Source organism: Buchananella sp. 103232 (genome assembly GCF_058725725.1).
The window spans coordinates 1-8,945 of record NZ_JBZXJM010000007.1; the positions used below are offsets into that span (position 1 = coordinate 1).

At 65.4% G+C, this 8,945-nt stretch carries 6 protein-coding genes; 2 read left to right on the forward strand and 4 right to left on the reverse strand.

The genetic code is table 11. The annotated features are described in order from the left end of the window. The 4 genes from AC4PWQ_RS01270 to AC4PWQ_RS01285 form a co-directional block, all read right to left on the reverse strand. A partial coding sequence (locus AC4PWQ_RS01270; RefSeq protein WP_492089538.1) for a hypothetical protein occupies positions 1-297 on the reverse strand: 297 nt, incomplete at its 3' end. Between the two features lie 63 nt (positions 298-360). Next, the gene (locus AC4PWQ_RS01275) at positions 361-684 is read right to left on the reverse strand and encodes a hypothetical protein (RefSeq protein ID WP_492089539.1); all 324 of its coding nucleotides are present in this window, start codon (positions 682-684) and stop codon (positions 361-363) included. A 490-nt stretch (positions 685-1,174) separates the two neighbouring features. Beyond that, on the reverse strand, positions 1,175-2,314 hold the full coding sequence (locus tag AC4PWQ_RS01280; protein ID WP_492089540.1) for a variant leucine-rich repeat-containing protein: 1,140 nt from the start codon (positions 2,312-2,314) through the stop codon (positions 1,175-1,177). Between the two features lie 316 nt (positions 2,315-2,630). After that, positions 2,631-3,911, reverse strand: a complete 1,281-nt coding sequence (locus tag AC4PWQ_RS01285) for an arginine deiminase (RefSeq protein ID WP_492089541.1) — start codon at positions 3,909-3,911, stop codon at positions 2,631-2,633. A gap of 69 nt (positions 3,912-3,980) precedes the next feature. Here AC4PWQ_RS01285 and AC4PWQ_RS01290 point away from each other — a divergent pair, with 69 nt between their 5' ends. Together AC4PWQ_RS01290 and AC4PWQ_RS01295 are read left to right on the forward strand one after the other, a co-directional pair. Further along, complete coding sequence (locus AC4PWQ_RS01290; protein ID WP_492089542.1) at positions 3,981-5,057, forward strand: 1,4-dihydroxy-2-naphthoyl-CoA synthase; 1,077 nt, start codon at positions 3,981-3,983, stop codon at positions 5,055-5,057. Between the two features lie 534 nt (positions 5,058-5,591). Further along, positions 5,592-8,945 (forward strand): SdrD B-like domain-containing protein (locus tag AC4PWQ_RS01295; RefSeq protein WP_492089543.1); only part of this gene is annotated, 3,354 nt, incomplete at its 3' end.

Sequence of the window (8,945 nt, forward strand, 5' to 3'; positions counted from 1 at the left end):
ACAACGAGTCTCTTGGGACCCATAGACGTTTTTCGTGCGCCGCTTCAACCGGAACCACCGCCTCATCACGCGGCCAGGCTCACCGGGCTCGCCCGCTTCAACCGGAACCACCGGTCCTGACGGCACTGCCGTCGGCTCTTGCGTGCCGGCATGCTGCTCGGCCTCGGCAGGGGCGTCCGCGCCGCCGACCTCTGCCGGCGCGTCGTCCACCCAGGGCATGTCGTAGGGGGAGAGCATGGCCAGCGGATTTGGACCGAAGGCCGCCCCGCCACCGGGCGCGTACCCGGGGAACACCACGCCGGCAGCGTCGTCCGTTCCCTCATCTACCGGGCCGCCCGCGTCGCCCGCTCCGGCTGCCCCTCACCGCCGCCGACGCCTTGCCCCGCTCCCCCGACCCTGCGGGGACGCCCCCTGCGCCGGCACCGCCGGGGGGTTGTGCCCGAAGGCGGCGTTCAGGTGGGCACACAGCGGCTCGACCAGGCTCGTGCGCAGGTGATGGTCGTCGTCGAGCATCGAGTGGAGCATTTCCTCGGCGTCGAAGAAGGGTATTTCGCGGCCCTTGGAGCCGAGGCGAAATAGGCTGCGCCACCTATTCATCGGGAAGGCGGCCTGCAGTTCAATTGGCTGCGCCTCAAACCAAGCGATGATCGCGATCTGGTACCGCTGCCAATTCAATCGATTCATCGGGTCATCTCCTCACGGAACGAACGGCCGGTGCCCGATTCCCTTCCGCGCGGCTGGGACCTGCGGGCCAAACGCGTTCGCCGCCCTGGCTGGGCAAGCTCCACATTGGGACAGCTTACTTCTCCCCTTCTGCCGGTGGGAAACCTACACTCGCCCCGCCATTCGCAGGGGCATTTGGCCGACGTTCCACCCGCCACCCCACTAAATCCGCCTCGCGCGTTTAGTGGCGCTTTCGAATTGTGGGTTTCCCGCGCGCCGGGGCCTGGCGCTTCAACCCGACGTTGCCGCCCCAATCTCGACGTTCGCATCCCAATCTCGACGTTCGCAGCCCAATCTCGACGTTAGCCTGGGGCAAATCGTCGAGTCGAAGCCCTAAACGTCGAGTCGAAGCCCCGAACGTCGAGCTGAGCTCCGGCGCGGGGAGCCTCCCTCTCCCTGGGCCCGCCGATCACCTCGTCGACGGCCCGCACCCAGCGTTGGGAGTTTCCCTTTAGCGCCCCTCGCCGAGGGAGTATTTCTGCTCGGAGAGCTCAAAGCCCACGCCGGTGCGCTGATTCCAGCAGGAGACGGACTCGTCCAGATAGGTGCAGGCGAACTCGCCCCAGTAGACCTGCTCTCCGGGCTGCAGCACGTAGACGTAGGTACCCTCGGCGGGGCGGAAGTCCTGTCCACAGGCCAGGTTCGTGCCGGTGGGGTCCACGGCCAGGGAGAAGACGGACTGGGCGCAGTCCTGCAGCCCGGCTGCGGCGAAGGACCTCTCCGCCATGCTGCACCCGGCCTGGAGGTCCTGCAGGTGGCAGATCACCTTCCCGTCCGGGGATGAGACGAGTCCCTGCTGGGAGGCGTTGAAGTCCACCGGGCGGGCCCAGTCGTCCTCGTCGCGGCTCGGGGTCGGGGTCGGGGACGCTGTGGGCTGCGCGCTCACCGCAGGCGCGGCGTCCAGTACCGGTTGCGGCGCGGACTTCTCCAGCACCACCAGGTAGGTGACGTAGACGGCCAATGCCAGGGCGGCGAGGACGCCCAGCGCGATGGCGACGGGCTTGAGCACGCGCTTGCGCACGCGCGCCCGGGTGATGTCGCGCTTCTTCTGGGCCAGCAGTGCGGCCCGTTTGGCCGCAGTGGCGGCCTGGATTTCCCGGTCGCGCTGGAACTGGCGCGCCTGCTCAGCCTGCTCGCGGGCCTGCTCGGCCAGGGTTTCCTTCACCCAGGTCTGGTAGGCCACGGGGTCCTCACGCTGAATCCACTGGCGCACCCGCTCGCTGCAGTTGGGGTGGGACAGGATACGGCGGCGCAGCTGCGGGTAGACGCCGGCCAGCTCGGCCAACTGGGCGGCGGACATCTGCGCCTGGCTCTCGGGACAGACCGCGCCTTGACCGGCGGCAAGGAAGGGGTTGGAGGGCTTTTCCTGCTCCTCCTGCCCGCACGCGCCCAGCAGCAGGTTGATGAGCTCCTCCGAGATGGGCGGGAAGCCGGGGGGAGTCTGCCCCTGCTGGCCGGCCCCGGCACTCTGGGCTTGACCTGCCCCGGCACTCTGCCCCTGGCTGGCCCTGTCGGTGACCCTCGTCCCGGCCCCGTCGCCGGCACCTGGCCCGGCGCCTGCGGGCTTCGCTGCGTCGGGTTCCTTGCGCATCGCTCCCCTCTCACTGCCGGCGCACCAATGTCGTAAAGAGGTTACGCGCAGGGCCGGGCTTTGGCTGCCTCCCGCCGGTTGCCCTGTGGGAAAGCGAAGCCGCCGGCCGCGCGGCACTCGCCGCGCGCACCTTTCCCTCCGCGCCACCGCGCCGCCGCGCGCACCTTCCCCACCGCGCCGCTGCGCCCCCGGCTCCATCGCCCCGCCGCCCGCCGCTACCGGAATCGGCGCCGGGGGCAACGTCGTCCAACCAAGACCACCAAACACGCCCGCCGCTGACGAGGCGCGGCCGGAGCGCGGGTCAGGCCAGGTCAGGTCAGGCCGGGTCGCGGCGGGTGGGGCAGCTCATGCAGTGGGCGCCACCCCGGCCTCGGCCCAGCTCGTTACCGCGGATGGCGATGACCTCCACGCCGTTGTCCGCCAAGTACTTGTTGGTGGCGGTGTTGCGCTCGTAGGCCACCACCACGCCGGGGGCCAGGGCCAGGAGGTTGCAGGCGTCGTCCCACTGCTCGCGCTCGGCGGCCAGACCGTCCTGCGGGGTGGTCAGGACCCGCAGGCCGTCCACGCCCAGGGTGTCGGCGATGACGTGGTGCATGCGCTCGGCCGGGTGGGAGACGATGTGCAGGCCGCTGCCGGAGGAGCCATTGCCCGCCCCGGCCGGGGTGAGGGTGAAGCTCGGCAGCATGCCCAGACCGGCGTACTTGGTCCAGGTGCGCTGGTCGATCATCGTCATGACGGTGTCCAGGTGCATGTAGGCGCGGGCGTGTGGCATGGCCAGGGCCACGATCCGGTCCGCCCGCCCGCTCTCGAAAACGCGCTGGGCAAAACGCTCCATGCCCTGCGGGGTGGTGCGCTCGCTCAATCCCACGATCAGGGCGCCGCCTCCGACCACGTGCACGTCCCCGCCCTCAATCGCCGCAGTGCCGTGCTCGGATTCTTCGGTCCAAACGGGGGTGACGGCATCGGCAAAGTCGGGGTGGTAGCGGTAGATGGCCTCGTAGTGCAGGGTCTCGCGCCAGCGGGCCACCTTGCGCATGGAAGAGATGGACACCCCGCCGTAGGCCCAGGTGGAGGTGTCGCGGGTGAAGTAGTGGTTCGGCAGGGGGGCCAGCACGAAGTCGTCGATGTGCCAGAGCCGGAACGAGGCCGAGCGCGGCTCGCTGATCCGTTCCAGGATCTCTCGCTTGGTGATGCCGGCGATGAGAAGCTGGGTGAGTTCGGCTAGGTCCATTGAGCGCGCCATCTCGCGCAGCGGCTCGTAGGCCATGGGGCCGTAGGTGTGCTCGTCGAAGGTGCGGTTGATGACCATCTCGCGCGCCTCGGCGACCGTGAGGGACTCGCGCAGCAGGTCGGCCATATATAGGACGTGTGCGCCGTTGTCCTGGAGGACTTGGGCGAAGCGGTCGTGTTCCTCCTGGGCGCGCTCCAGCCACAGGATGTCGTCAAAAAGCAGGTCGTCCTTGTTGGACGGGGTCAGGCGGGTCATCTCCAGGCCGGGCCGGTGCAGGATGACCTCACGCAGCCGCCCCACCTCGCTTTCCACGCGACGCGGCAGCTGCGCAGGTGTGGAGTAGGCATTTGGGGCGGTTTCACTCATGGCCCCCAGAGTAGCGGGGCGGACTGCGCGCTGCGTGCCTCTGCGCCGCCGGTGGATAGGCTGGGGGCTATGAGCAGCCTTCCTTTCGTTTCTGACACCTTCGATCCGGCCCGGTGGCGCGACATCGGTCAGGGGTTGACGGACGTCACCTACCACCGCGGAGTGGACGAGCGCGGCCGGGCGCTGCCGGTGGTGCGCGTGGCGATCGACCGCCCGGAGGTGCGTAACGCGTTTCGCCCGCACACGGTGGATGAGCTTTACCGCGTGCTGGACGACGCCCGCTGCAGCCCCGACGTCGCTGCGGTGATCCTGACTGGCAACGGCCCCTCCCCCAAGGATGGCGGCTATTCCTTCTGCTCCGGCGGGGACCAGCGCGTGCGCGGCAAGGACGGCTACCGCTACGAGCGCCCGGAGGAGGCGGCCGCTTCTTCTGTTGGCGGGGTGGCCGACGTCGCCCCCGGCGCCCCGCAGGGTGAGGGCGCTGTTTGGGCCGGCGGGGCTTTGGCCGGCGCCGCACAGGAGGAGGCCGACGCGCAGGCCGCCCACTTGGCCGACGTCGCCGCCACGCGGGCCCGCTTGGACGCCGCCCGGGCGGGGCGATTGCACATCCTGGAGGTGCAGCGCCTGATCAGGACCATGCCGAAGGTGGTGATCGCGGCAGTTTCCGGTTGGGCGGCCGGCGGTGGGCACTCGCTGAACGTGGTGTGTGACCTTTCCCTGGCGTCGCTGGAGCACGCGCGCTTCATGCAGACGGACGCGAACGTGGGTTCCTTCGACGCCGGCTACGGCTCGGCGCTGCTGGCCCGGCAGGTGGGCGACAAGCGGGCCCGGGAGATCTTCTTCCTGGCGCGGGAGTACGACGCGACGGAGGCCGAGCGTTGGGGCGTGGTGAACGAGGCCGTGCCGCACGCTCTGCTGGAGGAGCGGGCGCTGGAGTACGCGCGGATCGTGTCCACCAAGTCCCCGCAGGCGATCCGGATGCTGAAGTTCGCCTTCAACCTGGCCGACGACGGCCTGGCCGGGCAGCAGGTGTTCGCGGGCGAGGCCACCAGGCTGGCCTATATGACCGCCGAGGCGCAGGAGGGACGCGACGCGTTTTTGGAGCGCAGGGCCCCAGATTGGTCAGCCTTCCCTTATTACTTCTAGCTTTTCCCAAAATGGGTGTTGGTGGGCGGGGGATAAGAATCCCCCGCCCGCCCTGGCGCGCTCGTCTTCCTGGTGGCGAGGGCCGCGCGCCTCCTCCGCGCGGAGCGCGCGGTGGCGCGCCCCAGCGCCCCTGGTGGGGCGGGTACTGCGGGGACGGCAACCGCAGGCAAGTAGCACAACCAGTGACTAAACCGGTTTCCGGTCGACTACTTCCGATTTGTGACTGACCCCACCACACAGCGGGGGCGATTGTTAAAACGTTGGAAACGCGGCGCTGGGACGGCCCCACTTCCGGTTCACCTTTCCACAAGGCCGCCGCTTCCCCTCCCAAACCACGGCACCGGCGATTAGGCTGGCCGTAAGTAGGTTTATCTCTACCTCCGCGGAGGCGCGTTTTTGCGTGCCGAGGCGAAGGGCAAGGCGCCCCTCACGTTGGTGGCGTACCGGGTACCCGGCACCCAGCCGGCCCCCAACCCCAAGCCGTCCCGGCAAACCCCGGTTGGCGCAACGGCGCCGCTCTTTGGAAGGAATCACATGCAGAGCAAGTTGAAGGCCCATTGGGTGGGCCTCATCTCTGCACTAGCTGTCTTCTTGACTGCTATCGGTCTTGTCACGCTGAACTACAGCGGGGCACACGCAGACACCGGTGGCGGCAATGAGAACACGCAGGTGCAGATAACGAACATCAAGGTCGAGTCCGACCCGCCGGGCCAGCCCGTTTATGTCTGGTCTAAGGTAAGGATCACCTGGGACTGGAACACCGCAAACGCTAACCCCCAGGTGGGCCAGACCTTCACCCTGGGTCTTCCGATGGTGAACTCCCCGAGCGGCCCGCGCCCCCTGTACCTACCGAGGGACAGCGCGCCCTTCGCGGTGACTGCACAACATAACGGTGCGACGTTCACTATTGCTCAGTGCCAGGCATTCAAGGAGCCGCCTTCTAAGGTCGTTTGTACTTTTGCCCAGGGTCTGCAGGACGCCCAGACCGCCGGCTTGAGCAATCCGCACGGCAACGCTTGGATCGTTGCAGAAGCACAGGATTCGTACGGACAGACCTCCGGGAACTTCATCGTCCCCGGCGGTGCCACTGTCCCAGTGCCCACCCCCGGCGGCAATCCGATCGGCGAGAACCTGACCTACAAGCCCGCCACCCCCAATAAGAGCAACTGGGGCCTTATCTCGGATCGCAAGTACATCGACTGGCACATTAACTTTGAGGGCAAGCAGCTCAAGGAGCTCTTTGGCGGCTCCTACCCGCAAAAGCTTTCCTTCCGGGACACCCTGGGGGCCGGCCAGAAGTTCAACCCCGCAGCCGGATTCGAGTTCAAGCTCACCGGCAAGGCCGGTATCGGCCAGACGACCGGGGGCCAGCCGTGCCTGGCCTCCACCCCGAACGAGTCCGGTCGTCAACGCTGCCAGGTCACGCCCTACCCTTACGCTCCGCCGAACAATAACTTCCCGGACATGGGCCTGTTTGACCTGCAGGTCAACATGAACGCTGAGCGGACGTACGCGGAGATCACGCTTACTCCAAAGAACGGCGCTTACATCCACGACGACGCCTCCTACCGCATTTCCTACCAGTCCGTGTTCACCACACCGGACGGGTTCCCCGACACGAATACGATCTACTCCAACCAGGCTCACTTCGTTGGCACCAACTACTGGCCCACCAGTTTCGCCTCCTACAAGGTGAGCGGTGGTGGATCCGCCCAGCTGGACGCCAACTTCGGCACCTTCGAGATTGCTAAGCGCCTGACCGGTCCAGGCCGTAACAATTTTGGCCCCAACGACAAGGCCCGCTTCAAGGTGGACTGGAAACTACCCCCTGGAGTGGACCCCGCCGTCATCGGCTGGACTCCGCCTACCAACCCGTTCTACGTGGACGTTCCGTTTGACAAGAAGTTCACCTATCTGCCTGTTACGGACGCCAACAAGCCCTTCCCGGCAAACACGGAAGTCACTCTGACGGAGGACCTCAACTATGGTCTCCCCGCTGACGTCGTGCTAGACACCCCGAAGATCATGATTGGGGACGGCCCCGAGAACACCACCGCCACTGCCACTTTCACGGTTAAGGGCGCCAATGTGGTCCCACTCATGGTTACCAACATCGCCAACGTCGTGGTCAAGCCCAAGGTCAGCGTTGGTGACTTCGTGTGGGAGGACACTGACAAGGACGGTCTTCAGGGTGGGGATCCATCGGTAGACATTCCGTTGAAGGATGTCACTTTGACCATTTCGCGTACCGACGGTGCGCCGGTGAAGAAGTTTGATGGAACCGATGCTGAGGTCACTACCAAGACCGATGACACGGGTAAGTATCTGTTTGCCGATTTGGAGGTTCTGCCTGCCGGGCAGAAGTACCAGGTGACGGTGACGCCTCCGGCTCAGTACGAGCCTACCCAGGCTGGTCCGAACAACGGTGAGGGCGAGTTGGACTCCTCCACGGGGACGGCTATTGCTAAGGACCTGCCTAATGATGGGGATAAGGACCTGAGCTTGGACTTTGGTTTCGTGAAGAAGCCGGTGGCCATTGATATTGAGAAGTACGACGGTGACTGGGCTGGTGTCCAGTTCGCGGGTGATGCTCCGAATTTGACTAATGGTCAGCCTGCTGTGTTGCCTGCGGGTGATCGTGACAGCGAGGACGGCGCCTTGGTGTTGTCTGGTCTGGAGGCCCAGCCGGTTAAGTTCACTGTGACTAACACTGGTAAGGGTGACTTGAACAATGTCAAGGTTTCTGACCAGACCCTGACCGGTCCGGCTTTGACTGATTTGAAGTGCCACATCAACAACCAGGACATTGCTGCTGTTAATGGTGTGGTTAGCGCCCCGGCTGATTGGGTCTTGGCTCCCAAGGCCTCCTTTGAGTGCACCGCTACCCTGCCGGCCATGAGTGATGCGGCCAAGCACGCTGATACCGCTCGGGTGGAGGCCACCCCGGTGGCTGGTGGTGACAAGGTCACTGATAGTGATGACTGGCACGCCAAGCGCGGCAAGGTCTCCGTTGGTGACTTCGTGTGGGAGGACACTGACAAGGATGGTCTTCAGGGTGGGGATCCTTTGGTGGATGTGCCGTTGAAGGATGTCACTTTGACGATTTCTCGTACTGATGGTCAGCCGGTCAAGCAGGTTGATGGCACGGTGGTGACCACCACGACCACTAGCGCTGCTGGTGAGTACCTGTTTGCTGATCTGGAGATCCTGCCGGCGGGTGTGAAGTACAAGGTGGCGGTTAGTGCTCCGACGGGTTACTTGCCGACCAAGCCTCAGCAGGGTAGTGATCGGGCCAAGGATTCCTCTACTGGTAGCGAGACTGCGGTTGAGTTGCCTAATGATGGGGATGCGGACCTGAGCTTGGACTTTGGTTTTGTCAAGACTGTTCCTGGTGTTGACATTGAGAAGTACGACGGTGATTGGGCTGGTGTTCAGTTCGTTGGTGATAAGCCGATGTTGCTTAACGGTCAGCCTGCTGTGTTGCCTGCGGGTGATCGTGACAGCCAGGACGGCGCCCTGGTGTTGTCTGGTCTGGAGGCCCAGCCGGTTAAGTTCACTGTTACCAACACTGGTAGCGATGGGCTGAAGAATGTTGTGGTTACCGACCGGACTACTGGTGGTCTGGCTTTGACCGACTTGAAGTGCCACATCAACGGGGCTGATATTGCTGCTGTTGATGGTGTGGTTAGCGCCCCGGCTGATTGGGTCTTGGCTCCCAAGGCCTCGTTTGAGTGCACCGGTACGCTGCCCAAGCTGGCCGAGGCTGACGCCACTGGCGCCTACCACACCAGCCACGCCAACACCGCCACGGTTGAGGCTGTCCCGGTTGCTGGTGGTGACAAGGTCACTGATAGCGATGAGTGGCACGCCAAGCGCGGCAAGGTGAGT

Excerpts from the sequence above, each read along its gene's own strand:
- AC4PWQ_RS01285 (WP_492089541.1), bottom strand. The coding sequence starts at position 3,911 with ATGAGTGAAACCGCCCCAAATGCCTACTCCACACCTGCGCAGCTGCCG.
- AC4PWQ_RS01275 (WP_492089539.1), bottom strand. The coding sequence starts at position 684 with ATGAATCGATTGAATTGGCAGCGGTACCAGATCGCGATCATCGCTTGG.
- AC4PWQ_RS01290 (WP_492089542.1), top strand. The coding sequence starts at position 3,981 with ATGAGCAGCCTTCCTTTCGTTTCTGACACCTTCGATCCGGCCCGGTGG.
- AC4PWQ_RS01280 (WP_492089540.1), bottom strand. The coding sequence starts at position 2,314 with ATGCGCAAGGAACCCGACGCAGCGAAGCCCGCAGGCGCCGGGCCAGGT.